We start from the raw sequence: 26,252 nt of genomic DNA, 5'->3' as shown, positions 1-26,252 counted from the left end.
AGCACCATGAGTATTTCCCTTCGCGATCAGTTGCTCAAAGCAGGCCTGGTCAACCAAAAGCAGGCCAAACAGGTCAGCAAGGACAAGCAGAAACAGCAGCGTCTGGCCCACAAAGGTCAGATCGAGCTGGATGACTCGCAGCAGCGCGCCGCCCAGGAAGCCATGGCCGAGAAGGTCAAGCGCGACCAGGAGCTCAACCGTCAGCAGAAAGAGAAAGCCGAGGCCAAGGCCCGTGCCGCACAGGTCAAGCAGTTGATCGAAGTCTCGCGTTTGCCGAAGCTAACCACTGAGGATTACTACAACTTCGTCGACGACAAGAAGGTCAAGCGTATCTCGGTCAACACGCTGATGCGCAACAAGCTCAGCAGTGGTTCGCTAGCGATCGTCCATCATGCCGGCGGCTACGAAGTGATCCCGCGTGAGGCGGCCCTGAAGATCCAGGAGCGCGACCCGCAACGCATCGTGCAGCTCAACGTGCAGACCGAAGAAGTCAGCACCGAGGACGATCCGTACGCGGCCTACCAGATCCCTGACGATCTGATGTGGTAAATCGATAAGCTCTAACAACGACAAACCCCGCTCATGGCGGGGTTTGTCGTTTTCAATGCTGTGGTTGCTTCAGGCGGAGCATAAATCCCGTTGCTGTTCTTGCAGTTCCAGTTCGGCCTTATAGTTGTGGGCGTCGTTCTCGTTATGGAACATCCCGACCAGCAGGTCTTGTTGATGCACGTCCCAGATCCGGATACCGGCGGCTACGCCTTCATGGGACATGTGTGAATCGTCGCGTTCAGTTACTTTTACAGTCATCTGCTAGCTCCAAATCTCAAGTTATCTGCAGCAAGGCGTGTGCAGGGCTCTGTTATAGAATTTGTTAGGAGGCTAAGTAAACGGCTGATTCGCGCAAGGTGTTGTTGCGTTTTTTGCAACAGTGCTGGAGCCCGCGTAATCCGCGACATTCAGTCGCAGGGTACAAAGTTTCATGACAGAAGTTTCATCTCCAGAGCATACCGAGAACCCTGTGGGAGCTGGCTTGCCAGCGATAGCGGGGTGTCGGCGACATAGATGTTTGCTGTGCTGACGTCATCGCTGGCAAGCCAGCTCCCACAGGGATCGGTGGGGTTCCCGCTACTTTCTGCAGACCAAAAAAAACGCCCCGAACCAGTCGGGGCGTTTTCATGTGTGGCTCAAGCCAGGGGAATTACTTGCCTTCCCAGCGCTTCAGTACCAGCGTGGCGTTGGTGCCGCCGAAGCCGAAGCTGTTGCTCATCACGGTGTTGATGGTGGCGTTCTCGCGGGTCTTGGTCAGCACCGGCAGATCGGCCACTTCAGGGTCCAGTTCGTCGATGTTGGCGGAACCGGCAATGAAGTTGCCTTCCATCATCAGCATGCAGTAGATCGCTTCGTGAACGCCGGCGGCGCCCAGGGAGTGACCGGACAGGCTCTTGGTCGAGCTGATCGCTGGAGCCTTGTCGCCGAACACTTCACGCACACCTTTCATTTCCGCAACGTCGCCGACCGGAGTCGAAGTGCCGTGGGTGTTCAGGTAGTCGATCGGGGTATCAACGGTGGACATCGCCATCTGCATGCAGCGGATCGCGCCTTCGCCGCTCGGGGCAACCATGTCGTAGCCATCGGACGTCGCGCCGTAGCCAACGATTTCGGCGTAGATCTTCGCGCCACGGGCCAGAGCGTGTTCCAGCTCTTCAACCACGACCATGCCGCCACCGCCAGCGATGACGAAACCGTCACGGTCGGCGTCGTAGGCGCGGGAGGCTTTTTCCGGGGTGTCGTTACGCTTGCTGGACAGAGCGCCCATTGCGTCGAACAGGAACGACTGGCTCCAGTGCTCTTCTTCACCGCCACCGGCGAAAACGATGTCCTGCTTGCCCATCTGGATCTGTTCCATGGCGGTACCGATGCAGTGAGCACTGGTGGCGCAGGCAGAAGCGATGGAGTAGTTCAGGCCTTTGATCTTGAATGGCGTGGCCAGGCAAGCGGAAACGGTGCTGCTCATGGTCCGCGTTACGCGGTATGGGCCGACGCGCTTCACGCCTTTCTCGCGCAGGATGTCCAGCGCTTCCATCTGGTTCAGTGTGGAAGCACCGCCGGAGCCGGCAACCAGGCCGGTACGCGGGTTGGACACTTGCTCTTCGGTCAGGCCGGAGTCAGCAATAGCGTCTTTCATGGCCAGGTAGGCGTAAGCCGCTGCGTGGCCGACGAAGCGATAGATCTTGCGATCGATCAGCTCTTCAAGGTTGAGGTCGATGGAGCCGGAAACCTGGCTACGCAGACCCATTTCGGCATATTCCGGGTTGAACCGGATGCCAGGGCGGCTTGCACGCAGGTTAGCGGAGACGGTCTCTTTGTCATTGCCCAGGCACGAAACAATGCCCAGACCAGTGATAACGACGCGGCGCATGCGAATAACCCTTAGAAGTTGTCAGTGGAGGTGAACACGCCGACGCGAAGGCCTTCGGCGGTGTAGATTTCGCGACCGTCGACAGTCACCGAACCATCGGCGATGGCTAGGTTCAACTTGCCTTTGAGGACGCGTTTGATATGAATGTTGTAGGTGACTTTCTTGGCGGTCGGCAGCACCTGACCGAAGAACTTCACTTCGCCCGAACCCAGCGCACGGCCGCGGCCCGGCAGGCCTTGCCAGCCCAGGAAGAAGCCGACCAGTTGCCACATGGCATCCAGACCCAGGCAGCCCGGCATCACCGGATCGCCTTCGAAGTGGCAAGCGAAGAACCACAGGTCAGGGTTGATATCCAGTTCGGCGACCAATTCACCTTTGCCGTACTTGCCGCCTTCTTCACTGATCAGAGTGATGCGATCGACCATCAGCATGTTCGGGGCGGGCAGTTGCGCGTTACCTGGGCCGAACAGCTCACCGCGACTGCAGCGCAGCAGATCTTCCCGAGTAAAGGCGTTTTGTTTGGTCATGCGAGCTCCTCAATAATCCCATGCGGCAGGTGGGGCAAATCTTCCCGACCGTTCGAAGCGTTCATGCCTCGAACCGGCAGCCTACTCATAGACTATTGCGTTGTGGTGAAAGTCACAGCACCAAGGACATGAATGTACACTTGTGCACTGAAATTTTTATTCAAGCCTCTTTTGAGGCTCGTTCGGGTGCCTAAGACTGCCGCACTTTCGCTTTTCACGCCAGTCGCAGATGGTCGAAAAGCCGTCACTACGACACCCATCGCTGCAGAATCTGCTGCAAGTCATTGCGTTTGAACGGCTTGGCCAGATAATCGTTCATGCCCGCCGACAGGCAGGTTTCCCGGTCACCCTGCAAAGCGTTTGCCGTCAATGCGATGATCGGTACATCGCTGCGTCCGTGCAGACAGCGAATCTGCCGCGTCGCCTCGTAGCCATCGATGATCGGCAGGCGACAGTCCATCAGGATCACTTCGAAATCACTGCTCTCGGCACTGCGCACCGCTTGCGCGCCATCAGTGGCGACACTGACAGTAAAGCCCAGACTGCGCAGCATCGCTTCAATCACGGTCTGGTTGACCGGATTATCTTCCACCAACAATACTCTGCGCCCCTCGCCATGGTCGTTGCCATTCAGTGCCCGTGGTGCGGCCAGTTGTGGTAACGCCTGCTTATATAAGGCCAGTGGAATTTCCAGGGTGAACACCGAGCCACGACCTTCTTCGCTCTGCGCACGCAAGGTGCCGCCCATGCGTTCGGCGAGGGTGCGGGCGATCGGCAGGCCCAGACCGGTGCCGCCGTAGCGTCGCGAGATCGAACTGTCGGCCTGCTGGAACGCGTTGAACATCAGCTCCAGGCTTTCGGACGAAATGCCGATGCCACTGTCGCGTACCGAGCAGGTGAACCACAGCAGTTCGTGATCCAGCGATTGCCACTGCGCTTCGATACTGACCCGGCCCTGTTCGGTGAACTTCAGGGCATTGCCGACCAGGTTCACCAGAATCTGCCGAATCCGCGTCGGGTCGCCCTGCACCTGCAAGCCGCGCATGTCCTCGGGAATTCGCAGATCAAGCGCCAGACCACGCTGCACCGCGCTGTGTTGGAACGACTGCGCGCAGGCCCCGATTACTTCAGCGAGATTGAACGGAATGTGTTCCAGCTCAAGCTCGGAACGTTCGATGCGCGAAAAGTCGAGGATGTCGTTGATCACCTTGAGCAAGTGCTCGGTGGATTCCGAGGCTAGCGCGGCGTATTCGATTTGCTCCTCGGTCATTTCTGTTGTTTCAAGCAGTTGCAGCATGCCCAACACGCCATTCATCGGCGTGCGCAGTTCATGGCTCATCATCGCCAGAAAATCGGATTTGGCGTTGTTGGCCTTTTCCGCTTCCTCGCGGGTCTGGATCAATTGCGCCATGGCCTGCTGCTGTTCACGACTGGCCTGCTCCAGCGCCTGAGCGAGGTTGTTGATGTGCTGCGACAGGGCACCCAGTTCGGTGTCGTCGACAATCGGCAGCGGTGTTTTGAAGTCGCCGTCCTGAATCGCCTTGACCGCATTGCCGATATCGCGGATCGGCTGCGACAGACTGCCCGCCAGGCGTCGCGCCACGACGAAGGTGAAGAGCAGGGCGAACATCGCGAGAATCCCGGCCTTGAGCAGGATTTCCTGCTGACGCTGACTGAAGGCATCGTTGGAAAGACCGACGATCACACGCCCCAGATAATCCTCGTTGGCCGCACCACTGCTGGCTTTTGCGTCCTGAAAAAAATCATTGTTCAAAGCGATTCGTTGCAACCGCACCGGCGCCTGGAACACTTCGACCTGATGCGGGCGACGGTGTGCATCCGCCGGTTGTTCGACGTACGCCAGAATTCTGTTGGCGCTGTCCTGTACCTCAAGAAACCGCACGTTGGGCGTTGCCAGCGTGGCCTTGAGCAGGCTTTCCAACACTTCGTGGTTGCCGGAAATCACTCCGTATTCGGTGGCGGGGGCCAGTTGGTTGGCGATCAGTTGGCCGGTGTGGTTCAGCTCCTGACGCAAATCCTGAATGCGTACAAAGGTGAAGAAACTGATCAGCATTAAGGTCAGCAACAGCGCCGGGCCCAGGCTGATCATCTGGGTGCGGGTGTTGATGTCCCAACGGCGACGAAAACTCATGGGCGGCGTTCTCCTTCAGCCAAAGCGCTGGCGACAGACGCGTCATCAAGCGGTTCGATCCCTAAGGAACGAGCCACCTGCGCATTACTTGAGACTTTAAAGTGTGCGGGATAGAGCGTTCTCGGCCAATTGGCAGGTGCTTGGTCGAGCAAATGGTCGAGCACGCTCAGCCAGTCGCTCTGGTCGCTGTAAGTGCTCGCCAGGCTGCCAGCACGGACAAACGCGGCGTTGGGGCCGACCAGCGCCAATTGCCTTGAGTAACTGCTGAGCAGCAGGTTTTTCGCGGTTTTCGGGTTGTACAGATCCGGGTCGTCGAGGCCCAGCAGCACGTCGCTGTTTTTCAGCACCTCTTGCAGTGGGCGGCTGTCGTGGGTGTTGTCCCAGCGTTGACTGACGATTTCCAGGTCCAAGGGGCGGGCTGCCAGTTGCAGTTCTTTAAGGAGGAACTCGCTGTGCTGATCGAACAACACGCCAACCCGCCGGGCCTGGGGCAGGATTCGCCGGATCAGTTGCAACTGCCGGCCCAGAGGTGGATCGCTCCACAGCAAGCTCAGGTGCGACGGCTGTGCCGAGCCAAGACGTTGCCGGGCTTGCAAACGGCTGATGCGCAAGACTAGCGTGGGCGGGCCTTGCGACTCTTGCAGACGCCAGTCGAGGCTCGGCAGGTCGAGCAAAATCAGGCGCAGGCTGGAGGGGAGTTTGCCCGGCACCGGCAGACTGGCCAATGGCTGGAAACGCACATTATCGGTCGGGCGCAACTCACTCAGCGCCTGAACGAAGGCCTGCACGCCGGGGCTTTCTTCGGCGCCGGTCAATAGAATGTCGGCCGCCTGCACCGCCACGCCATGCAGCCATGCGGTCAAAAACAGGCACAGCACGGCCAGCCAGTGGCCAAGGGTCGGCGTCTTCCGTGACAGGCCGAAGCGCATCCTAGAACTCCAGCTCGGCGCTGAAGTACATCACGCGGCGTTCGTCATAGTTGTTGTCGACGAACGTGGTTGGTTCGTGGTCGAGCCGCTGTTGCAACACGCCGGCCAGTTGCAGTTGGGCCTTGCCCAAAGCGATGCGTTTGGCGATGCGCGTGTCGACCCGTTCGAAGCGGTAGCCGTTGAGGGCGTTGTCGCCGTAATAGAAGAGGGCGCTGTTCCAGCCGTGCCCCCAATCGCGCAGCCAGCCGGCGGAACCGCTGTTGCTCGCGGTGAATTGCTGATCCAGCGGATTGCTCGCCTCGGCGTCGACGTAGGCGTAAGTGAAACGCAAGCGGTCGACCCTGCTCACGCGCCAGTCGAGTTGTGCTTCGCTGCCACGAAACCGTGAGCTGTTGGCGTTGCTGGCGATGTATTGGTTGTTGCGCAGTGGCTCACTGATCATGCCGGTGATTTCGTCGTAGAACAGCTTCACATCCAGCGCTAGGCCTTGCTCGGGGAAATAGCCGTTGTAGCCGAGTTCGCGCGAACGCATGTGTTCCTTGTCGAGATCGCCAGGGCCGCGAGTCTTGACGAAATAGCGCGCCGACGACTGGCCGTAGGCCGAAGGCCGCAGCTTGGTCACCTGATAGCTCCAGTTGACGTTGTTCTCGAACATGTCCGGCGAGCGGATCGCCTCCGAGTACACCGCACGCAGGCCGTGGCGCGGATTGATCAGGTAATTGACGGCGAAGCGCGGGGTCAGCGAACTGCCGATCAGTTGGGTGTCTTCGAACATCGCTCCGCCCTGCAACAACCAGTGTTCAGTCGCGCGCCACTCCAATTGGCCGAACGCACGCCAGGTGGTGTCATCCAGCGTGCCGTTGAAGTAGGTCTCGGAATCGGCCCGGTCGTAACGATAGTTCATGCCGCTGACCAGACGCAGGCTGTCGGACAGGCTGAGGGTGTCTTGCAGTTCGAGGTCGTAGCGCGACTCGCGGGCACTCTGATCGATATCGCCGCACAGGGTTTGACTGGCGCCGTTGCGCCACTGATCGAGCACACGATTGGCCAGCGCCATTTGCTGCGGCGTGCCGGATTCCGGGCCGGGGCCGAGGAAACGGTTGATATTGCGTGCCAGGCGTTCGGTGTAATTCGGGTCGATTTGCCACAGTTGCGTCAACTCGGGGCTGAACGACACCTCGGCGTCGCAGGCGCGCCAGGTTTGCTGGCGATCCCAGTGTTGCGCCGAGCCTTGGATATAGAGGCTGTGTTCGGGATTGATGTCGAGGTTCCAGCGCACCGAACCGGCGTAGTCCTTGGCTATCACGTCGGAATTGTTCCCGGCGGCGGTAATCCCCGAGAACACCGGGCGGTAGGTGTAGGGCCGCTGGTTGGTGCCGTCCTTTGCGTTGACCTGCCAGTCGATACTCTGGTTGTCACTGAGGGTTTGGCTGACGGCGAGACTGAAACGATTCAAGCGACGATTGTCACGGTAATCGGCACCGGTTCGATCGGTGTCGAACCCATCATCTTCCTGACCGGACAGCGACAGCCGCAGGTCGCCGCCATTCCATCCCGTGCCCTGGCTGGCATAGAAGTCATTGATGCCGCGCTGGCCGCGAGTAATCTTCAGCCGCGTGCCGTGGCTGTCCGCCGGGTTGCGGGTGATGATGTTGACCACCGCCATCAACGCGTTGGCACCGTAGCTGACGGTGTTAGGGCCACGAAAGACTTCGATGCGCTCGATGTCCTCGATGGCCACCGGAATATCACTCCAGTCCACCGTGGCCAGGCCTGCGCGGTACACCGAACGGCCATCGATCAACACCTGCATGCGCCGTGCTTCGCTGGCGTTGGTGCCGTGATAATTGACCGCTGCCTGATTGCCGCTGATGTTGCCGACCATCATCCCCGGCACCAGACGCAGCAGTTCGCTGATGTCGCGGGCGCCGCTGGCGGTGATCAATTCGCTGTCGAGCACGGTCATGCTCCCCGGCACTTCCGCAGGCGTCTGTTTCAACCGAGTGGCCGTCAGCACCTGTGGCAGCGCTTCGCTGTCCATGAACAGATCGTCCGCCTGCAACAAAGGGCTGAACAGCAGCGCCAGCAGCAGAGAGGAACGTGATGGGGGAGGGCCAGAAAACACGACACAGCCTATAGAGTGAAGAATTGGCGCGCATGTTAACCGAGGGCTGCGACTTTTCCAGTCACGTTGCAGGCATTTTCCTAGGTTTTATTGGTCTTCTTCCTACAAGTGTCGGTAATTGACGTGGGGGCTGGCCGCGACCGGGTCGCCCCGTATAATGCCGCCATCGCCACTGGTATGGATTAACGGATTGCATATGACTGAACAGCGCCCGATTGCGGTCCTGGGAGGCGGAAGTTTTGGTACCGCCGTGGCCAATCTTCTGGCCGAGAACGGCCATCAAGTCTTGCAGTGGATGCGTGACCCGGAGCAGGCCGAGGCCATCCGGGTCAATCGCGAAAACCCGCGTTACCTCAAAGGCATCAAGATTCTGCCGGGCGTGACTGCGGTCACTGACCTGCAAGCCACTCTCGACGCCTGCGACCTGTGCTTTGTCGCGCTGCCGTCCAGCGCGTTGCGCACGGTGCTGGCGGCTCACGCCGAGCGGCTGAGCGGCAAAATGCTGGTCAGCCTGACCAAAGGCATCGAAGCCCACACCTTCAAACTGATGAGCCAGATCCTCGAAGAGATCGCCCCGCAGGCACGCATCGGCGTGTTGTCCGGGCCGAATCTGGCGCGGGAAATCGCCGAACACGCGCTGACCGCCACGGTGGTTGCCAGTGAGGACGAAGAACTGTGCAAGCAGGTGCAAGCGGCGCTGCATGGCCGCACCTTCCGCGTCTATGCCAGCGCCGACCGTTTCGGTGTCGAGCTGGGCGGGGCCTTGAAAAACGTTTACGCGATCATCGCCGGCATGGCGGTGGCGCTGGAAATGGGCGAGAACACCAAGAGTATGCTGATCACTCGCGCCTTGGCCGAGATGACCCGGTTTGCGGTCAATCAGGGCGCCAACCCGATGACCTTCCTCGGTCTGGCCGGCGTTGGCGATCTTATCGTCACGTGCTCGTCGCCCAAGAGCCGCAACTATCAGGTCGGATTCGCCCTCGGTCAGGGCCTGAGCCTTGAAGAAGCGGTATCGCGCCTCGGTGAAGTCGCCGAAGGGGTGAACACCCTGAAGGTGCTCAAAGCCAAATCCCAGGAGGTTGGCGTGTACATGCCGCTGGTCGCCGGGCTGCACGCCATTCTGTTCGAAGGACGCACGCTGGAGCAGGTGATTGGTCTACTGATGCGGGCCGAGCCGAAAACCGACGTCGACTTTATTTCCACCAGTGGTTTCAACTGATTCACAGGGAACGACATATGAACGATCCGAAAACCGAAGCCAAGTACGAATCCATCCTTCTGCGGGTGTTGTGGATGATCGTCTACGTGCTGGTCTGGCAAGTGGCGCAGTTCATCCTCGGCGCGGTGGTGCTGGTGCAACTGATCTATCGTTTGATCTATGGCGCCCCGAGCGCCAGCCTGATGAATTTCGGCGACAGCCTGAGCCAGTTTCTGGCGCAGATCGGCCGCTTCGGCAGCTTCCACAGCGACCAGAAACCCTGGCCGTTCGCCGACTGGCCAACGCCGCGTACCCCGGAAGGTGAAGCGCCGCACGCCGTGCCGCCAGCACCGCATCCGGCCCGAGATGAGGAACCCAAGCTATGAAACTCTGGGTGTTGCGTCACGGCGAGGCCGTGCCTTATGGCTCGCGCCCCGATTCCGAGCGCGAGCTGACCCAGCACGGTCGCAAAGAAGTCCTGCGCAGTGCGGCCCACCTGAAGGGCAAGCCATTGACCGCAATCTACGCCAGCCCTTATCTGCGCGCGCAGCAGACTGCACAGATTGTCCGCGAGGTGCTGAAATTCGAGCCGGAGATTCGCACGGTCGAGTGGCTGACGCCGGAAGTTGATCCGGACAAGGTCACCGATCAGCTGGTGTCGGTGAGCAATGTACTGCTGGTCAGTCACAACCCGTTGGTGGGCAATCTGTTGAGCTACCTGCAACATGGCGCCGGGTATCCGCCGGAGCGGGTCAGCACGGCGGGGTTGGCTGAGCTTGAGAGTCCTGAACTGCTGATCGGCTCGATGACCCTCAACAGCCTCAAGCACCCATAACGCTGATCCCTTTGTGGGAGCGAGCCTGCTCGCGAAAGCGGAGTGTCATTCACAACTTATGTGCCTGACACCCTGCATTCGCGAGCAGGCTCGCTCCCACATGTTCTCTGTGTCGTCGGAAATTATTTGTGTGAATTTTCCAACCAAGCACTTGCTTGGTTGACTACGCTTGCTCCAGACCAAAAAAACAGGAGCGAGTCGCATGTCTGCCGCATTCCGTTTGCCGCTGGACGTGTTTTACGAACGCGAGGGCCGGCACCCGCGCCAGCGCTTCCTCGTGCAACCTGTCGGCGGTGGGCAGGTCGAGACCCTGACCTGGGCCGACGTCGGTCATCAGGCCCGCTGCGCTGCGCACTGGCTGCGTGCCCGGGAATTGCCGCAAGGCAGCCACATCGCCCTGATCTCGAAAAACTGCGCACACTGGATCATTGCCGATCTGGCGATCTGGATGGCCGGGCACGTTTCGGTGCCGCTGTATCCCAACCTCACAGCCGACTCCGTGGCTCAAGTACTCAATCACTCGGAAAGCGTGCTGGCGTTCATCGGCAAACTCGATGACTGGCCGGGCATGTCCAAAGGTGTGCCGGCAGATCTGCCGACCATCAGCCTCCCGCTGCATCCGCCCGGCGAGTTCGATTTCAGTTGGGATGACCTGCAGCGCAGTTCACCGATCCAGGATGACCCGCGTCCCGCCGCCGAGCAACTGGCGACCATCATCTACACCTCCGGCACCACTGGCCTGCCCAAAGGCGTGATGCACAGCTTTGCCAATCTCGGGTTCGCGACGACCCGGGGCACGCAGTTGTTCGGGCTCAACGAGAGTGACCGACTGCTGTCGTACCTGCCGTTGTGCCACGTCGCCGAGCGCATGTTCGTTGAACTGGCTTCGATCTACACCGGGCAGACCGTGTTCTTTGCTGAAAGCCTCGACACCTTTATCACTGACCTCAAACGTGCGCGGCCGACGGCGATGTTCGGCGTGCCGCGGATCTGGACCAAATTCCAGATGGGCGTCTACAGCAAGATCCCGGCCAAGCGTCTGGATTTCCTCCTCGGCCTGCCGTTCATTGGCAAGCGGATAGGGCACAAAGTGCTGGCAGGCCTGGGGCTTGATGCCTTGCGCGTTGCTCTGTCCGGCGCAGCACCGGTGCCGCAGACTTTGCTCACCTGGTATCAGAAGCTCGGGCTCGATGTGCTGGAGGTCTATGGCATGACCGAGAGTTGCGGCTACTCGCACATCTGCCTGCCGGGCCAGTACAAACAGGGCTGGATCGGCAAACCGTGCCCGGATGTCGAGGTGCGCATCGATGAGTCAGGCGAGGTGCAGGTGCGCAGTCGGGCGAACATGCTCGGCTATTTCAAGGAACCGCAGAAAACCGCTGAAACCCTCACAGAAGATGGCTTCCTGCGTACTGGCGACAAGGGCGAGCAGGATGCCGAGGGACGTCTGCGATTAACCGGGCGGTTGAAGGAGATTTTCAAGACCAGCAAAGGCAAGTACGTGGCGCCGGCACCGATCGAAAACCGTCTGGCGGTGCATTCGCGAATCGAGCAGGTGTGCGTGGTCGGTGATGGCCTGAGTGCGCCGCTGGGCTTGTGCGTACTCTCAAGCGTCAATCAGGAGGAGCCGCGTGCGAGTCTGCATTCGAGCCTGGAAAAACTTCTGGAAGACGTCAATGCCGTGCTCGACAAACACGAACGCCTGCGTCGGTTGGTGGTGGTCAAGGACAGTTGGGCGGTGGAAAACGGCTTTCTCACGCCGACCCTGAAAATCAAACGCAACGTCATCGAAGACATCTACGGCGCCCGCTTCGAAGAATGGAGCGAGCGCAGTGAGGCAGTGCTGTGGCAGGATTGAGCGACTACTAAAAACAACAAAGGAAGTCTGCGATGAGTCTGTGGCGCACCACCCCGAACATCGAGCAGTTGAACGCGATCCAGAAAAACACCATCGGCGAAGTGCTGGATATCCGCTTCGAAGCGTTCGATGAAGAATCGCTGACCGCGAGCATGGTCATCGACCATCGCACTCACCAGCCTTACGGATTGCTGCATGGCGGCGCATCGGTGGTGCTGGCGGAAACCGTCGGTTCGATGGCCAGCTATTTGTGCATCGACGCGAGCAAGTTTTACTGCGTGGGGCTGGAGATCAACGCCAACCATCTGCGCGGCTTGCGCAGTGGTCGGGTGACGGCGGTGGCCAAGCCGATTCATATCGGCCGCACGACGCACGTGTGGGATATCCGTCTGACCAGCGATGAAGGCAAGGCCAGTTGTGTGTCGCGATTGACCATGGCGGTGGTGCCTTTGGGGCAGACGCCACCTGCGAGTTGAGTCATACGCTACCTCGTCTGATCACACTCATGGGCAGGTCGCCCGCGTTCGGTGTTTCCGGGTGATAACCGGCGGGTGTCGCATCTCTCCAAATCCGGTTCGCTGGAGTGAAACGATCCAGAGTGAAGTCCCCATCATCGTGCCTGGCCAGCTCGAAGGCGCCACGCTGCACATGCTGTCCCACGTATGTCCGGGCCTCGGTGGGAGTGGCCAGGCTTGTGATGACGGCTGAGCGCAAGTGGGCATTGTCGATGGCGCTTGTCAGAGGTTCGGCGAGCAATGTCAGTGATGCGGTCAAGGTCGAGCCGGCGGTGCGCGTCACTACGCCATATAGCCATTCCGCGCCGTTTGGCAGAGAAAGCTCAGAGTGTTCCGGACTGCGATACTCCCCCCCGCGCAATGAATTGATCGTGGTGATGGATACGCCATCCACACCTTCGACGACAGCACTGATCATGAAATCAACGCCGGGGGCGAGCCCTGCCGTGAGCGCACCGTCTGCCAAAAGAACACCCCCATAGAAGGCCGTGCGCCATGCCGTTGTGGTGCCGGAAGGAGCAATCGTAACGCTGGGGCCGACGTTGGCGAGCGCGCGTTGGCCTGCTTCCCTAGTCATGCCCCCCGGCACGCTGGCAAGAATACTGATGGCTGTGAGATTCAAGGCTTCCCTGTCGGCCAGGTACGCATAAAGCGGGGCAGCCGCTCCCGCTGCAGCGCCCGCCAGCCCCAAGATGCCGGCCATGACTTTCTGTGTGGTGCGGCTGTAGTTACGGCTGCTGGCAATACGACTGCCTGCTCCTATCCCCATGGATCCACCGGCCAATGCACCCGCCATGCTGCCCGCTATGGTCAATCCCAGATTGACACCCGGGTCTGGCGGTGTGTGCGGGTCGTCGCTTGCCCATCCCTCCAGTCCTTTTGCTGCAAAATATTTAATCGCCCCCCCGGCCAGTGCACTCAGACTGTCGCGGGCAAAGGTTGCGAGCGCCGCGCCCGTGCCCTCTCTTACAGTGACCAGCCCCTGAAAGTCGATATGCCCTATAGGGTTGCCTTGCACCATGGCAAACAGATTCAGGCCATCGGTTGCACCTAGTGGGTCTGCATTGATCCAGCGTTGAAACCAAGGCGCGTAGTAACGAAAACCGTAGTAATACAGTCCGCTGGCATCCCGTTCTTTTCCTGAATAGCGCTGGGTCTTGTAGTTCGCTTCGACCAGGCTTCGGCCCGCCCACCAACAGGTACCGCCAAAGGGGTAGTAGCTTTCGCGCGAGATAATCTGTGCCTGTGCGTCCAGTTCAACGGTGCTGGAGTTCAAGTGATCGGTGAAGCTGTAGCGTTGCTGATCTTGCTTCATGTCGCCTGGTGGAGTTTTTTCCCAGTGCAGCACCTGGACTGTCGCGCGACCGGCCTTGATCGTCATGACGTGGACTATCTGATCCGGCTCTGTGCGAATTTCCAGACCGGGCAGGTAACGGGTTTCATTGAAACGTTGCACTGCGCCAGTGTAAGCCTGACGGATTTTTCGCTGGCGCTGACCGCCGCCGTCGTAAACGTAAAATTCGAGATCATTCGGCTCATCCTCACGAACCACCTGATCGACCTGCTGCAACTCATTGCGTGGATTCCACTGCAGGACTTGTCCGCGTTGCAGAAACACGCGGTTTCCATTGGCGTCGTAAGCGGCGGCAATCGCCTGCTCATCGGGCAACTGGCCGTCGGGAGGGGCCGGCAGGCTGCGATTGCTGGCGCTGGCCACAACCGTGCGCTCGGTGCGGTTTCCACTGGCGGCGCGGTGCTCCATCAATAGCAGATTGCCGGCCGGATCATAGGTGTAGGTACGCGTATAGTTTTCCAGTTGTCCCGGATCGGCGGGAGAGATAAATGCGGGTAACTGTGGCCCACCGGGAGCGTTACGGATCTGCCGGCCACTGGCTTGGATCAAGCGCGAGAGACTGTCGTAAAGGTAGCTGCAGATCGCCTCGGATCGCTGGTTGCGGTGATAGGTCACCGCTTCTGCAGTATCGGTGATGCGAGTGATGTTGCCGATCGCATCATACGCGTAGGACAGATCCTGCAGGATCGAGCCATTGCTGGTCTGACTCGTCAGATGTTGCAGGCGACCATCGTCGAGGCTGAATGTCGCGTGGGAGATCACGTCATTTCCAGCGCGCTGCTGTTCAATAAGCCCGAAGGCGTTGTAGCGGATATCGCTGACCAGCATCTGGCTGTCGTCGTTTGCAGCCAGTGTCAGACGGGTTTCTTTTAATTGGCCGGCCAGGTCTTGCAGCAGCGTTTGCCGATTACCCATGGCATCAGTCTGGCCAATCAACTCGCCCATGGCGTTGTAGCTGAAATGGGTCGTGGCGGGGAGAGCTTCCAGAAATACATCCCGCTCGGCTTCCATTTTCGGCCAGTTCACTGGCCAGCCGGGGTCGGCGCTGAAGGCGCGATGAAGTTGCAGTGGCTGGCCACTCATGTTGAATTCGGGGAAGTGCAGGGTGCCTGCAGTGTCATCATGGCGAATCAATCGGCCCAGGCGGTTATGGTCGTCTTCAGCCGTTCCGTCGAAGTAAGTGAAGCGCTCCGTGCAGTGTTCAGGCTCGCCCGCAGACTGCTCGAAAGTGGCGCTCGGTCGTCGCAAAGGATCATGGTGGGTACGGCTGTGGTTGCGCTTCTGATCCCAGCCTTCAACATGGGCGCCGTTCTCTGCGAGCAAGCTCGAGCGCCAGCCGGCGTCGGTATTTTCGCTCGACAGCAAGGCTCCCGACAGGCTGAACACATTGCTCTGATTCGCAGGGCCCGGCTTTTCAGATGTGTGCTCGCGGAACAGTCGGGGGTCGCGGCTGAATACCGTGCGGCCAGCCGCGTCATGCGTATGGTGAATGATGTAACGCTCAGGCGCCGAGGTCTCATCGCGACGATGGTAATTCACGCCGCGCAGTACCAGGCCTCGAGCGTCGAAGGCTTGGATGGCAGGTGTATTCGCGTGAGTCATGGGCGCCGGCAATGTTAATGAGGATGATGTTCTTATCAGCCTGAACGCGGATTGGGTCAACTGACAGAACTGACAGTTGACAACAGCACCCTCGCGGCGACGGCTGAGCTATAGCCATGGCGTGACTGTCATCATTCCTGGCAGTTACGGTCATTGCCGCCGGCTTCGGTCTTACGGACAATCAACGCCACGTTTCCCGCTCATGGATTTACCGGTATGTCGCAACCGATCTTTTTCGCCCACGCCAACGGTTTCCCTTCGGGCACCTATGGCAAGTTGTTCGCGGCGCTGGCGCCCGAGTATCGGGTCGCGCATCTGGAGCAGCATGCCCATGACCCGCGTTTCCCGGCGGATGACAACTGGTACAACCTCGTTGACGAGTTGATCCACCATCTCAAACAGCAAGACCAGCCGGTGTGGGGCGTCGGTCATTCCTTCGGTGGTGTGCTGCATTTACACGCGGCGCTGCGTTGCCCTGAGTTGTATCGCGGCGTGGTGATGCTCGATTCGCCGGTGCTGACCCGCACGGATCAATGGGTGATTCGCGCCGCCAAGCGCTTTGGTTTCATCGATCGATTGACTCCGGCCGGCCGCACACTCGGGCGCCGCGAAGAGTTCGCCGACCTCGACAGCGCGCGCAGTTACTTCGCCGGCAAGAGCCTGTTTCGTGGCTTTGACCCGGAATGCTTCGACGCTTACCTGCAACATGGCCTGCACAAGGTCGGCGACAAGCTGCGTCTGCGTTTCGATCCGGCCACCGAGATCAGCATCTATCGCGGCGTGCCGCACACCAGCCCGGGGCGCACTCGCCAGTTGCAGGTGCCGCTGGCGGTGGTGCGTGGGCACAAGAGTCGCGTGGTGATGCGCCATCACACCCACTTTGTTTCACGCCTTGCCCAGGGAGAGGCGCTGAGCATGCCCGGTGGCCATATGTTTCCCCTTGAGCGACCGCAAGACACCGCGCGGCTGCTGAAGAATCTGTTCACTCGCTGGGAAAACCGTCAGGACAAGGATTGCGCATGAGCCAGACAGTCGAAGAGGTGCGCCTGAGCCTGCCGCATATCGAGTTGGCAGCGCATTTGTTCGGCCCTGAGGATGGCTTGCCGGTGATCGCCCTGCATGGCTGGCTCGACAACGCCAACAGCTTCGCGCGCCTGGCGCCCAAGCTCAAAGGCCTGCGCATTATTGCGCTGGACATGGCTGGGCATGGGCATTCCGGGCATCGACCGAAGGGCGCCGGTTATGCGCTGTGGGACTACGCCCATGATGTGCTGCAAGTTGCCGAACAACTGGGCTGGAAACGGTTCGGCCTGCTCGGGCATTCGATGGGCGCCATCGTTTCACTGGTGCTGGCGGGCTCGCTCCCGGAGCGTATCAGCCATCTGGCTTTGATCGACGGGGTGATTCCTCCTACAGACAAAGGCGAAAACGCTGCCGAGCGCATGGGCATGGCCCTGCAAGCGCAGCTGGATCTGCGCGAGAAGCGCAAACCGGTCTACAACACCCTCGACCGTGCCATCGAAGCGCGAATGAAAGGCTTGGTGGCGGTCAGTCGTGAGGCTGCAGAGTTGTTGGCTCAACGCGGTTTGATGCCGGTGCCCGGCGGTTACACCTGGCGCACCGACAATCGCCTGACCCTGCCTTCGCCATTGCGCCTGACTCAGGAGCAGGCGATGGCATTTGTCCAGCGCATCGGTTGCCCGGCGCAATTGGTGGTCGCGGCCGACGGCATGCTGGCCAAACATCCGGAGCTGCTGGAGCGTCTACCCTTTAGCAGGGAACAGCTGCCGGGCGGGCACCATTTGCACCTCAACGACGAGGCCGGTGCCGACCTTGTCGCAGACTGTTTCAATCGGTTCTTCGCCATTCCTTGACTTGCAGCGGGCAACTGTCGAGGCTGGGCGGGTTGAAATGGGAGACAACCACGATGGATTTCTATACCGCTGCGCCCCCGAATAGCCAAGTCATGCCGATCCGATGAGCCTGACTATGCGGTCACTCAGTCTGTTGGCGCTGTGCTGTTTCAGTTCCGTTTCGTTCGCCGCCGATGTGCCCGGCAGTCAGGATTTGCAGATCGTGCCGCGTCTGGCCGATGCGCAAATCGTCGACTATCGCCCGCCCGTTGAGCTGGAGCGAATCTACCCGCTGGGCTCGATTCGCAAGATCAGCGGCCAGTTGCGCTTTGACGGCCAAGTCACTGCCCGTGGCCAGACCACCTCGGTCACTTACGAGTTGCCGCCCGAACATTCCGCCACCGAAGCCTTCACCGCTGCCCGCGAGGCCCTGCAAAAGCAGGATGCCGAGTTGCTGTTCTGGTGTCAGGCGCGCGACTGTGGCGAAAGCAGTCTGTGGGCTAATGAGGTGTTCGGTAATGCCAAGCTGTATGGCTCCGACGAGCAACAGGCCTATCTGTTGCTGAGGTTGGCGGCACCGAAGGACAACACGCTGGTGGCGCTCTACAGCATCACGCGCGGCAATCGCAAAGCCTATCTGCATGTCGAACAGTTCGATGCGGGGGCGCCATTGGGCGAGTTGCTGCCGACTTCGGCGACCTTGTTGCGCCAACTCAAGAGCACCGGCGAGCTGGATTTCCCAAAACTCGTCAATGATCCGGATGACACCTGGCTGCGCTTGATTTCCCGTGGTTTGAACCTCGATACCACTCAGCGAGTCACGGTGTCCGGCCCTAAAGCCGAGGCCTGGCGTCAGGCGCTGATCAATCAGGGCGTACGCGCGGCGCGGATGGAAACCGGCAATGTCGACGGCGTTGGCCTGCGCATTGATCTGTTGCGATAAGCTCTGGCGAGCATGCGCGGCATGTTCGCCTACTCTTGGCCTGACTGACTTTTTCGAGACTTTACATGCTCAATAACGATCGACTGCTGGTGCAGATCCTGCTGCTGGTGTTGTTTGGCGCCAGCCTGTGGGTGATGGCGCCGTTCTGGTCGGCGCTTTTCTGGGGGGCAGTGCTGGCGTTTGCCAGTTGGCCGCTGATGCGTCTTTTGACTCGGCTGCTCAATGGTCGTGAGTCGCTGGCTGCCGCGATTCTGACGTTGGGTTGGATGCTGCTGGTGGCAGTGCCGCTGGTCTGGCTGGGGTTCAACCTGGCCGATCATGTACGCGATGCCACGGCGTTCATCAAGGATGTGCAGGTTGATGGTTTGCCGGAGGCGCCAGCCTGGCTGGGCGCTGTGCCGTTTGTGGGCGGGCGGCTGCTCGGGATCTGGAACAGCATCGATCAGCAGGGCGCGGCGTTGATGGTGTCGATCAAGCCTTATCTGGGGCAAGTCGGTAACTGGTTGCTGGCGCGCAGTGCGCAGATCGGCGGCGGGATTCTCGAGCTGACGTTGAGCATTGTCTTTGTGTTCTTTTTCTATCGTGACGGGCCGCGTCTGGCGGCGTTCGTGCACGGTCTGCTGGAGCGTTTGATCGGCGATCGTGCCGGGTACTACATCGAGCTGGTGGCCGGTACGGTGCAGCGGGTGGTCAACGGGGTAATCGGCACGGCGGCGGCACAGGCGGTTCTGGCGTTGATCGGGTTTTTGATTGCCGGGGTGCCGGGTGCATTGGTGTTGGGGATCGTGACTTTCCTGCTGAGTCTGATTCCGATGGGGCCACCGTTGGTCTGGGTACCGGCAACGGCTTGGCTGGCGTGGAAGGGTGAGTATGGGATGGCGGTGTTTCTCGGGATCTGGGGGACGTTCATCATCAGTGGCGTGGATAACGTGCTGAAGCCTTATCTGATCAGTCGTGGCGGGAATTTGCCGTTGGTGATTGTGTTGCTTGGGGTGTTTGGCGGGTTGATTGCGTTTGGGTTTATCGGGTTGTTTATCGGGCCTACGCTTTTGGCGGTTGCTTATAGTTTGTTGACGGATTGGAGTAAGAGTCAGGCTCGGGTTTAGGTTCGCTGTTGGTGGGGGTTGGGTGTATATCCGTTTCTGCGGTAATGGCTGATTAGGGTTCCGCCCTTACGGCGGGTCACTTTTGGCAAACGCCCCAAAAGTAACCAAAAGGTCTGTGCCCTGACGTACGGCCCTCGCTTAGGCTCGGGTTCCTTCGCTGCGGGATTGATCCGGGGGCATCGCCTCCGGTTTGCTTCGCTGCACCTCCTCTCGATGTGTTCGACTTCGTCGAACGGTCGCTGCGCTCCCACCCCCGGATCAATCCCTCCACTCAGCCTTCCGACGGGCGCTTTAAGATCAAAAGCGGTACTCGAGCTAACGCTCATTGTGTTGACTGGGGCGGCATGCGCCGCGTGCGGGGTGTATTCATTTTCTTGTGGGAGCTGGCTTGCCAGCGATGGCGGCCTGATAGCCGACCAGGCTCTGGTAGGTGTACTCACTCCTTGTAGGAGCTGCCGAAGGCTGCGATCTTTTGATCTGCTTTGGCTTTGGCTTTGGCTTTTGATCTTGCTCTTCAGCCCATCGGCAGGCCGAGCGTAGGTGTTCATCAGGGGGTAGGCGCGCAGCGCCGTGCGGCGAAGCCGCATCCATCGAGAGGAGGTGCAGCGAAGCAAACCGGAGGCGATGCCCCCGGATGGACACCGTAGCGAGGGAACACTGAGCCTAGGCGAAGTGCCGTACGTCAGGGGGCAGCCTTTTGGGTTACCTTTTCGGCGTTTGGAAAAGGTGACCCGCCGTAAGGGCGGAACCCTAAGCAGCCGTTACCGCAGCAACGGATATGCCCCCAACCCCCAACCCCCACCCCCCCACACACACACACACACACACACATGCAAGAACCGCCAAACGCCACGATCTGTTGATCTTGCTAATAATTCAAAAAGCAAAATCAAAAGATCGCAGCTTCGTTGCACTCGACAGCTCCTACAACAGGCGGGTTACGTAGCGACGTTGAGGTACTTACCCACCGGCGCCGCATTATCCAACGAGTACTGCTTGCTCAAGTTCGCAATCATGCGGTTCAGCGCTTCTGCGCTGGTCTGAGCGCTGGCGGTCTGCTCCTCATCCAGACGTTCACGCCCAGACTGCAAAGCTGCCTTCAACTCATCGCTGCTGACGCCACCGCTACTGTCGCTATCCAGAACCTTGAGCAGCGCGGCGCTGGTGTCGGTGCTGGCTGTCGAGGTGCTGTCGCTGGCCTGCAACACGCTGCTCAGTTCGGTCGCGGTTACGCTGCCGTCACCGTCGGCATCAAGCTGGCTGAACAGTTCATCGCTGTTCACTTGTGGCGGAGGCGGTGGCGGCGGGGTCAGGCTGGCGGTGAGTTCGTCCTGGCTGACGACGCCGTCTTCGTTCTTGTCCAGCGCCGAGAAGATTTCATTGCTGTCGGCGGTGCTGCCGGCGCTGGTCAGGCCGGTGCTCAGTTCGTCGCTGCTGATGGCACCGTCGCCGTCGATGTCGAGTGCGCTGATCAGGGCGTCGGCCAGGTCGGTGTTGGGCGCTTGATCGCGTGGCGGTGGGGGCGCCATGGCGGTCATTTCTTCGGCACTCAGGCTACCGCTGCCGTCGCTGTCCAGATCACCGAACTGTTTGCTCAGGTTGACCAGCAGGCCGTCATCGGATTTTTGAGACAGGGCGCTGTTCAGTTCGTCCTGATCCACCGCGCCGTCGCCGTTGCTGTCGAGTTTGGCGAACAGTTCTTTTTGCAGTTGCTGGCTGCGGGCGTTTTGCGTAGTGGTGCTGCTGGTGCTGGTATAGCTCGTGTAGTTGCTGACGCTACCGATCATCGGACTCACTCCCTGGAATGGAAAGCCGGTGGGTGTACCGGCTTATGCAGCCTCAAGGCGTAAGTTGTCGTGGGTATGTGGGGTTTGTACCGATTGGTACACAGATGTGTTCTCAGGTGCGGGGCAAACGGATGATTGCCGTCAGGCCGCCACCCGGTGTTTCTTCCAGGTTCAATTGCCCGCCCAAACGCTGCGCTGCCTCGCGGGCGATGGTCATGCCCAAGCCCACGCCACCGGAATTGCGGTTGCGCGAACCTTCCAGGCGATAGAACGGTTCGAACACCGCCTCGCGCTTGTCCTCGGCAATCCCCGGCCCGTGGTCGATCACGCGGATCAGCAGTTGCTCGCGCTGATCCTGCAATTCGATGCGCGCCTGCCCGGCATAGCGCAGGGCATTGTCCATCAGGTTGTTGATACACGAACGCAGCGCCATCGGCTGCACCTGCATCGGTGGGCAATGGCCGCTGACTTGCACGTCAGCGCCTTGATCCTGAGCGTTTTCGCACAACGATTCGACCAGCGCCTGCACGTCCATCAGTTGCAGCGCTTCGCTGGTACGTTGTTCGTGCAGGTAGGTGAGGGTGGCGTCGAGCATGCCGATCATGTCGTTGAGATCCTGACGCATCTGGCTTTGCAACTTGTCGTCGCTGATGTTTTCCAGACGCAGTTTCAGGCGTGACAGCGGTGTGCGCAGATCGTGGGAGACGGCGCCGAGCATGCGTGCGCGCTGTTGAACCTGTTCGCGAATGCGATGCTGCATCAGGTTGAAGGTGTGCGCCGCTTGCCTGGCTTCGCGCGGCCCGGATTCGTCGAGCGGTGGGCTGTCGAGGTCTTCGCTGAGGCGTTCGGCCGCGTCGCTCAGGCGCTGGATCGGCCGACTCAGCAGTTTGGCGCCGTACCACGCGGCAATTATCAGCGAGACAAACTGAAACGTCAGCGGCACGATCGGCCCACCAAACCACGGGCGAGGCGGGCGTGGCGGGTATCGCGGATCCTGGGGCGGACGTTGCCCCTCGGCGTTCTGGGAAAACTCCGGTGGCGGCGGAGGCGGTGGCGGGCCGTAGAGGCGAAACCAGGTAAACGCCAACAGGTGCGCCAGGACGATCGCCGCGAACAGCATGCCAAACAGGCGGCCGAACAGCGTGTCGAAGCGCGCCCGCATCAGCCGATGTCCCTGGCGTCGAACAGGTAGCCCTCACCGCGAACGGTCTTGATCAACTGCGGGGCTTTTGGATCGTCGCCGAGTTTTTGCCGCAGGCGCGAGACCAGCAGGTCGATACTGCGGTCGAACGCTTCGATCGAGCGCCCGCGGGCGGCGTCGAGCAATTGTTCGCGGCTGAGCACTCGGCGCGGGCGTTCGATGAAAACCCAAAGCAAACGGAATTCGGCGTTGGACAGGGGCACCACAAGGCCGTTGTCGGCGATCAGTTGGCGCAGGACGCTGTTCAGGCGCCAGTTGTCGAAGCGAATGTTCGCCCGCTGTTCGGTGCGATCATCGCGTACGCGGCGCAGAATGGTCTGGATCCGCGCCACCAGTTCGCGCGGTTCAAACGGTTTGGCCATGTAGTCATCAGCGCCCAGTTCCAGGCCGATGATGCGGTCAGTGGGTTCGCAACGGGCGGTGAGCATCAGGATCGGGATGTCCGATTCGGCGCGCAGCCAGCGGCACAGCGACAAGCCGTCTTCGCCTGGCAGCATCAGATCCAGCACCACCACATCAAAATGTTCGGCCTGCATCGCCTGGCGCATCGCCGCGCCGTCGGTGACGCCGCTGGCGTGAATGTTGAAACGGGCGAGGTAGTCGATCATCAACTCGCGGATCGGCACGTCATCGTCGACGATCAGGGCCCGGATGCTCCAGCGCTTGTCGTCTTTTTGCTCATCATTCACGGTGGTTTGGTTGTTGTGCATGGGGCTGTTTATCTGCCAGTAGGCCGCCAACCACAAAGATGGGCTGCGAGGTGGTGGTTTCAGCATAGGCGTCCGGCCGTGGGGCGGGAAGTGCTGATGTAAGGACGTGTTGCGGCTGGCGAGGCTAGCGCGGGTGCTTGTTGGTGGCGTGTCGGTTGTGTATCGGAGTCGACACAATAGCAGCGAGCGCTATGCTGATCACGGTTGGCGCGACGAATTACCGATCATCGGGTGCCGCGCCGCCGCCGGTTCCGCTACAATGCGCGCCGATTTCGACCTGCCTGAGAGCCCATCCATGTCCGTCTGCCAGACTCCTATCATCGTCGCCCTGGATTTCCCCACCCGTGACGCCGCACTGAAGCTGGCCGACCAGTTGGACCCGAAACTGTGCCGGGTCAAAGTGGGCAAGGAACTGTTCACCAGTTGCGCCGCGGAAATCGTCGGCACCCTGCGTGACAAGGGTTTTGAAGTGTTTCTTGACCTGAAATTCCACGACATCCCGAACACCACGGCGATGGCCGTCAAAGCCGCTGCCGAGATGGGTGTGTGGATGGTCAACGTGCATTGCTCCGGTGGCATGCGCATGATGGCTGCCTGCCGTGAAGAGCTGGACAAGCGCAGTGGCCCGCAACCGCTGCTGATCGGCGTGACGGTGCTGACCAGCATGGAGCGCGAGGATCTGGCCGGTATCGGTCTGGATATCGAACCGCAGGAGCAGGTATTGCGTCTGGCGGCACTGGCCGAGAAGGCCGGGATGGACGGACTGGTGTGCTCGGCACTGGAAGCCCAGGCCCTGAAAACCGCACATCCGTCGCTGCAACTGGTGACCCCGGGGATTCGTCCGGCGGGCAGCGCGCAGGACGACCAGCGTCGCATTCTGACCCCGCGTCAGGCGCTGGATGCCGGTTCCGATTACCTGGTGATCGGCCGCCCGATTAGCCAGGCGGCGGATCCGGCCAAGGCGTTGGCCTCCGTAGTGGCCGAAATCGCCTGAAAGCCCGAACGCAAAACCCTGTAGGAGCTGGCGCAGCCTGCGATCTTTTGATCTTGCCCGTGTTTTTTGAATAGGCCGGTATCGCCAAAAGATCGCAGCCTTCGGCAGCTCCTACAGTGGTTGTGAGTTAAACCTTCAACACCAACTTGCCAAAGTTCTCACCGCTGAACAGTTTCATCAGCGTCTCCGGGAATGTCTCCAGTCCTTCGACGATGTCTTCCTTGCTCTTGAGCTGCCCCTTGGCCATCCACCCGGCCATTTCCTGCGCGGCACTCGCGTACTGCGCCGCATAGTCCATCACCACAAAACCCTCCATGCGCGCACGATTGACCAACAACGACAAATAGTTGGCCGGGCCTTTTACCGCCTCTTTATTGTTGTACTGGCTGATGGCGCCGCAGATCACCACCCGCGCTTTCGGGGCCAGGCGACTCAGCACCGCATCGAGAATGTCGCCGCCAACGTTATCGAAATACACGTCCACACCTTTCGGACATTCACGCTTGAGCCCGGCCAGCACGTCTTCGTTTTTGTAGTCGATGGCGCCGTCAAAGCCCAGTTCATCTATCAGGTATTTGCTCTTGTCGGCACCGCCGGCAATGCCGATCACCCGGCAGCCTTTGATCTTGGCGATCTGCCCGGCGATGCTGCCCACCGCACCGGCCGCGCCGGAAAGCACCACGGTGTCACCAGCCTTCGGTGCACCGACGTCGAGTAAGGCGAAGTACGCGGTCATGCCGGTCATGCCCAGCGCGGACAAATACACCGGCAACGGCGCCAGTTTCGGATCGACCTTGTAGAAACCTCGCGGCTCGCCGAGGAAATAATCCTGCACGCCGATCGCGCCGTTGACGTAGTCCCCGACCGCGAACCCCGAATTGTTCGAAGCGATGACTTTGCCGACGCCCAAGGCGCGCATGACTTCACCGATGCCGACCGGCGGGATGTAGGACTTGCCTTCATTCATCCAGCCACGCATGGCCGGGTCGAGGGACAGGTATTCGTTCTTCACCAGTATCTGTCCCGCCGCCGGTTCGCCCACCGGTACTTCCTGATAAGTGAAAGTCTCGCGAGTCGCAGCACCCACCGGGCGTTTGGCGAGCAGGAACTGGCGATTGGTCTGGTTGGTCATGGCAGGCACTCGAGCTGAATGAAGCCTTGTTGATAGACCTTCAGCGGCGATGTCGCAAGGTTGGCTGATGCGGCGAATGCATTCCAATCCAGTGCAGTGATAGTTATTGGTGGGGTTCTATCACTGCGGCGCATGGGGGCATAAACAGCCTTCTGATAGTGCTGACGTCCGTCCACCCCCAATGGCTATGCTGCAAATCTCAAACTCTCTCCCTGCATCATTCCCTTCGAGGACATAACAATGAGCATGACGTTTTCCGGTCAGGTTGCTGTAGTCACCGGAGCCGCCAACGGCATCGGCCGAGCGACCGCCCAGGCATTCGCCGCCGAAGGCTTGAAAGTGGTGGTGGCCGATCTGGACTCGGCTGGGGGCGAGGGCACGGTGGCGCTGATTCGTACAGCCGGTGGCGAAGCGACTTTCGTGCGTTGCAACGTTACCGTCGAAAGCGAAGTAAAAAATCTGATGGACGAGGTGATCAATACCTACGGCCGTCTCGACTATGCCTTCAACAATGCCGGTATCGAAATCGAGAAAGGCAAACTGGCCGAAAGCTCGATGGATGAGTTCGACGCCATCATGGGCGTCAACGTCAAAGGCGTCTGGCTGTGCATGAAGTATCAATTGCCGCTGTTGCTGGCGCAGGGCGGCGGGGCTATCGTCAACACCGCATCGGTGGCGGGGCTCGGGGCGGCGCCGAAGATGAGTATTTACGCGGCGTCGAAACACGCGGTGATCGGTCTGACCAAGTCGGCCGCCATCGAGTACGCGAAAAAGAAAATCCGCGTCAATGCGGTGTGCCCGGCGGTAATCGACACTGACATGTTTCGCCGTGCCTACGAGGCCGATCCGAAGAAGGGCGAGTTCGCCAACGCGATGCACCCGGTAGGCCGCATCGGCAAGGTCGAGGAAATTGCCAGTGCAGTGTTGTACCTGTGCAGCGACGGCGCGGCATTCACCACTGGACATTCGCTGGCCGTGGATGGCGGCGTGACCGCGTTCTGAAAGGTTG

Annotated in this window: 23 protein-coding genes; 12 read left to right on the top strand and 11 right to left on the bottom strand. The window is 60.1% G+C overall.

The features are described from left to right. The first annotated feature begins 6 nt into the window (after positions 1-6). The gene (locus tag ACA069_RS21050; protein ID WP_016987455.1) at positions 7-549 is read left to right on the top strand and encodes a DUF2058 domain-containing protein; all 543 of its coding nucleotides are present in this window, start codon (positions 7-9) and stop codon (positions 547-549) included. 69 nt (positions 550-618) lie between these two features. Here the strand turns inward: ACA069_RS21050 and ACA069_RS21045 are convergent, their stop codons facing one another. From ACA069_RS21045 to ACA069_RS21020, 6 genes are all read right to left on the bottom strand, one after another. Then, entirely contained in the window at positions 619-807 is a 189-nt protein-coding gene (locus ACA069_RS21045; RefSeq protein WP_187680916.1) for a hypothetical protein, read from the bottom strand. Positions 808-1,198: 391 nt separating this feature from the next. Further along, on the bottom strand, positions 1,199-2,419 hold the full coding sequence (fabB, locus tag ACA069_RS21040) for a beta-ketoacyl-ACP synthase I (RefSeq protein WP_187681291.1): 1,221 nt from the start codon (positions 2,417-2,419) through the stop codon (positions 1,199-1,201). An 11-nt stretch (positions 2,420-2,430) separates the two neighbouring features. Continuing rightward, on the bottom strand, positions 2,431-2,946 hold the full coding sequence (fabA, locus tag ACA069_RS21035; protein WP_003227150.1) for a 3-hydroxyacyl-[acyl-carrier-protein] dehydratase FabA: 516 nt from the start codon (positions 2,944-2,946) through the stop codon (positions 2,431-2,433). Between the two features lie 247 nt (positions 2,947-3,193). Next, complete coding sequence (locus ACA069_RS21030) at positions 3,194-5,098, bottom strand: ATP-binding protein (protein WP_497615139.1); 1,905 nt, start codon at positions 5,096-5,098, stop codon at positions 3,194-3,196. Further along, complete coding sequence (locus tag ACA069_RS21025) at positions 5,095-6,027, bottom strand: ABC transporter substrate-binding protein (protein ID WP_497615138.1); 933 nt, start codon at positions 6,025-6,027, stop codon at positions 5,095-5,097. The genes ACA069_RS21030 and ACA069_RS21025 overlap by 4 nt, the downstream gene beginning before the upstream one ends. 1 nt (position 6,028) lies before the next feature. Beyond that, positions 6,029-8,152: a TonB-dependent receptor plug domain-containing protein gene (locus ACA069_RS21020; protein WP_401270192.1), complete on the bottom strand. Its 2,124-nt coding sequence runs from the start codon at positions 8,150-8,152 to the stop codon at positions 6,029-6,031. A 196-nt stretch (positions 8,153-8,348) separates the two neighbouring features. Between ACA069_RS21020 and ACA069_RS21015 the strand changes: the two genes are divergently transcribed. The 5 genes from ACA069_RS21015 (at position 8,349) to ACA069_RS20995 (ending at position 12,522) form a co-directional block, all read left to right on the top strand. Continuing rightward, positions 8,349-9,374, top strand: coding sequence for an NAD(P)H-dependent glycerol-3-phosphate dehydrogenase (locus tag ACA069_RS21015; protein WP_187681295.1), 1,026 nt, complete (start codon positions 8,349-8,351; stop codon positions 9,372-9,374). A gap of 17 nt (positions 9,375-9,391) precedes the next feature. Next, positions 9,392-9,739, top strand: a complete 348-nt coding sequence (locus ACA069_RS21010; RefSeq protein WP_095137170.1) for a DUF4389 domain-containing protein — start codon at positions 9,392-9,394, stop codon at positions 9,737-9,739. Further along, entirely contained in the window at positions 9,736-10,188 is a 453-nt protein-coding gene (sixA, locus tag ACA069_RS21005) for a phosphohistidine phosphatase SixA (protein WP_489878976.1), read from the top strand. The genes ACA069_RS21010 and sixA overlap by 4 nt, the downstream gene beginning before the upstream one ends. A gap of 202 nt (positions 10,189-10,390) precedes the next feature. Further along, the gene (locus ACA069_RS21000; RefSeq protein ID WP_497615137.1) at positions 10,391-12,046 is read left to right on the top strand and encodes an AMP-binding protein; all 1,656 of its coding nucleotides are present in this window, start codon (positions 10,391-10,393) and stop codon (positions 12,044-12,046) included. Between the two features lie 32 nt (positions 12,047-12,078). Continuing rightward, complete coding sequence (locus ACA069_RS20995; protein WP_497615136.1) at positions 12,079-12,522, top strand: hotdog fold thioesterase; 444 nt, start codon at positions 12,079-12,081, stop codon at positions 12,520-12,522. A 1-nt stretch (position 12,523) separates the two neighbouring features. Here the strand turns inward: ACA069_RS20995 and ACA069_RS20990 are convergent, their stop codons facing one another. Next, the gene (locus tag ACA069_RS20990; protein WP_497615135.1) at positions 12,524-15,517 is read right to left on the bottom strand and encodes an RHS repeat-associated core domain-containing protein; all 2,994 of its coding nucleotides are present in this window, start codon (positions 15,515-15,517) and stop codon (positions 12,524-12,526) included. A 216-nt stretch (positions 15,518-15,733) separates the two neighbouring features. Between ACA069_RS20990 and ACA069_RS20985 the strand changes: the two genes are divergently transcribed. From ACA069_RS20985 to ACA069_RS20970, 4 genes are all read left to right on the top strand, one after another. Then, entirely contained in the window at positions 15,734-16,540 is an 807-nt protein-coding gene (locus tag ACA069_RS20985; RefSeq protein ID WP_187681298.1) for an alpha/beta fold hydrolase, read from the top strand. After that, entirely contained in the window at positions 16,537-17,391 is an 855-nt protein-coding gene (locus ACA069_RS20980; RefSeq protein ID WP_497615134.1) for an alpha/beta hydrolase, read from the top strand. The genes ACA069_RS20985 and ACA069_RS20980 overlap by 4 nt, the downstream gene beginning before the upstream one ends. 115 nt (positions 17,392-17,506) lie before the next feature. Further along, on the top strand, positions 17,507-18,313 hold the full coding sequence (locus ACA069_RS20975) for a DUF4892 domain-containing protein (protein WP_187681300.1): 807 nt from the start codon (positions 17,507-17,509) through the stop codon (positions 18,311-18,313). Between the two features lie 65 nt (positions 18,314-18,378). Continuing rightward, positions 18,379-19,419: an AI-2E family transporter gene (locus ACA069_RS20970; protein ID WP_187681301.1), complete on the top strand. Its 1,041-nt coding sequence runs from the start codon at positions 18,379-18,381 to the stop codon at positions 19,417-19,419. 938 nt (positions 19,420-20,357) lie between these two features. On the opposite strand, the gene xopAW is transcribed toward ACA069_RS20970, so the two are convergent. The 3 genes from xopAW to ACA069_RS20955 form a co-directional block, all read right to left on the bottom strand. Further along, positions 20,358-21,206 (bottom strand): XopAW family type III secretion system calcium-binding effector, encoded by an 849-nt coding sequence (xopAW, locus tag ACA069_RS20965; protein WP_497615133.1) that lies wholly within the window; start codon positions 21,204-21,206, stop codon positions 20,358-20,360. A gap of 112 nt (positions 21,207-21,318) precedes the next feature. After that, a complete protein-coding gene (locus tag ACA069_RS20960; RefSeq protein ID WP_497615132.1) occupies positions 21,319-22,368 on the bottom strand; it encodes a sensor histidine kinase in 1,050 nt (349 codons plus the stop codon). Continuing rightward, positions 22,368-23,117, bottom strand: coding sequence for a response regulator (locus tag ACA069_RS20955; RefSeq protein ID WP_187677829.1), 750 nt, complete (start codon positions 23,115-23,117; stop codon positions 22,368-22,370). Before ACA069_RS20955 ends, ACA069_RS20960 begins: the two co-directional genes overlap by 1 nt. A gap of 295 nt (positions 23,118-23,412) precedes the next feature. Here ACA069_RS20955 and pyrF point away from each other — a divergent pair, with 295 nt between their 5' ends. Further along, positions 23,413-24,111, top strand: coding sequence for an orotidine-5'-phosphate decarboxylase (gene pyrF / locus ACA069_RS20950; protein WP_187677828.1), 699 nt, complete (start codon positions 23,413-23,415; stop codon positions 24,109-24,111). Between the two features lie 127 nt (positions 24,112-24,238). Here pyrF and ACA069_RS20945 read toward each other — a convergent pair whose 3' ends face one another. Then, complete coding sequence (locus ACA069_RS20945) at positions 24,239-25,243, bottom strand: NADP-dependent oxidoreductase (RefSeq protein ID WP_497615131.1); 1,005 nt, start codon at positions 25,241-25,243, stop codon at positions 24,239-24,241. Positions 25,244-25,483: 240 nt separating this feature from the next. On the opposite strand from ACA069_RS20945, the gene ACA069_RS20940 reads away from it, so the two are divergent. After that, positions 25,484-26,245, top strand: coding sequence for an SDR family oxidoreductase (locus ACA069_RS20940; protein ID WP_497615130.1), 762 nt, complete (start codon positions 25,484-25,486; stop codon positions 26,243-26,245). Positions 26,246-26,252: the final 7 nt, after the last annotated feature.

The organism is Pseudomonas sp. LBUM1652 (genome assembly GCF_059716105.1).
The sequence above is the reverse complement of the archived record's forward strand: the minus strand, read 5'-3'. Positions and strand labels throughout refer to the sequence as shown.

Bases quoted from the DNA above. Each gene is read 5' to 3' on its own strand.
- ACA069_RS21050 (WP_016987455.1), top strand. From the start codon at position 7: ATGAGTATTTCCCTTCGCGATCAGTTGCTCAAAGCAGGCCTGGTCAAC.
- ACA069_RS21045 (WP_187680916.1), bottom strand. From the start codon at position 807: ATGACTGTAAAAGTAACTGAACGCGACGATTCACACATGTCCCATGAA.
- fabB (WP_187681291.1), bottom strand. From the start codon at position 2,419: ATGCGCCGCGTCGTTATCACTGGTCTGGGCATTGTTTCGTGCCTGGGC.
- fabA (WP_003227150.1), bottom strand. From the start codon at position 2,946: ATGACCAAACAAAACGCCTTTACTCGGGAAGATCTGCTGCGCTGCAGT.
- ACA069_RS21030 (WP_497615139.1), bottom strand. From the start codon at position 5,098: ATGAGTTTTCGTCGCCGTTGGGACATCAACACCCGCACCCAGATGATC.
- ACA069_RS21025 (WP_497615138.1), bottom strand. From the start codon at position 6,027: ATGCGCTTCGGCCTGTCACGGAAGACGCCGACCCTTGGCCACTGGCTG.
- ACA069_RS21015 (WP_187681295.1), top strand. From the start codon at position 8,349: ATGACTGAACAGCGCCCGATTGCGGTCCTGGGAGGCGGAAGTTTTGGT.
- ACA069_RS21010 (WP_095137170.1), top strand. From the start codon at position 9,392: ATGAACGATCCGAAAACCGAAGCCAAGTACGAATCCATCCTTCTGCGG.
- sixA (WP_489878976.1), top strand. From the start codon at position 9,736: ATGAAACTCTGGGTGTTGCGTCACGGCGAGGCCGTGCCTTATGGCTCG.
- ACA069_RS21000 (WP_497615137.1), top strand. From the start codon at position 10,391: ATGTCTGCCGCATTCCGTTTGCCGCTGGACGTGTTTTACGAACGCGAG.
- ACA069_RS20995 (WP_497615136.1), top strand. From the start codon at position 12,079: ATGAGTCTGTGGCGCACCACCCCGAACATCGAGCAGTTGAACGCGATC.
- ACA069_RS20990 (WP_497615135.1), bottom strand. From the start codon at position 15,517: ATGACTCACGCGAATACACCTGCCATCCAAGCCTTCGACGCTCGAGGC.
- ACA069_RS20985 (WP_187681298.1), top strand. From the start codon at position 15,734: ATGTCGCAACCGATCTTTTTCGCCCACGCCAACGGTTTCCCTTCGGGC.
- ACA069_RS20980 (WP_497615134.1), top strand. From the start codon at position 16,537: ATGAGCCAGACAGTCGAAGAGGTGCGCCTGAGCCTGCCGCATATCGAG.
- ACA069_RS20975 (WP_187681300.1), top strand. From the start codon at position 17,507: ATGCGGTCACTCAGTCTGTTGGCGCTGTGCTGTTTCAGTTCCGTTTCG.
- ACA069_RS20970 (WP_187681301.1), top strand. From the start codon at position 18,379: ATGCTCAATAACGATCGACTGCTGGTGCAGATCCTGCTGCTGGTGTTG.
- xopAW (WP_497615133.1), bottom strand. From the start codon at position 21,206: ATGATCGGTAGCGTCAGCAACTACACGAGCTATACCAGCACCAGCAGC.
- ACA069_RS20960 (WP_497615132.1), bottom strand. From the start codon at position 22,368: ATGCGGGCGCGCTTCGACACGCTGTTCGGCCGCCTGTTTGGCATGCTG.
- ACA069_RS20955 (WP_187677829.1), bottom strand. From the start codon at position 23,117: ATGCACAACAACCAAACCACCGTGAATGATGAGCAAAAAGACGACAAG.
- pyrF (WP_187677828.1), top strand. From the start codon at position 23,413: ATGTCCGTCTGCCAGACTCCTATCATCGTCGCCCTGGATTTCCCCACC.
- ACA069_RS20945 (WP_497615131.1), bottom strand. From the start codon at position 25,243: ATGACCAACCAGACCAATCGCCAGTTCCTGCTCGCCAAACGCCCGGTG.
- ACA069_RS20940 (WP_497615130.1), top strand. From the start codon at position 25,484: ATGAGCATGACGTTTTCCGGTCAGGTTGCTGTAGTCACCGGAGCCGCC.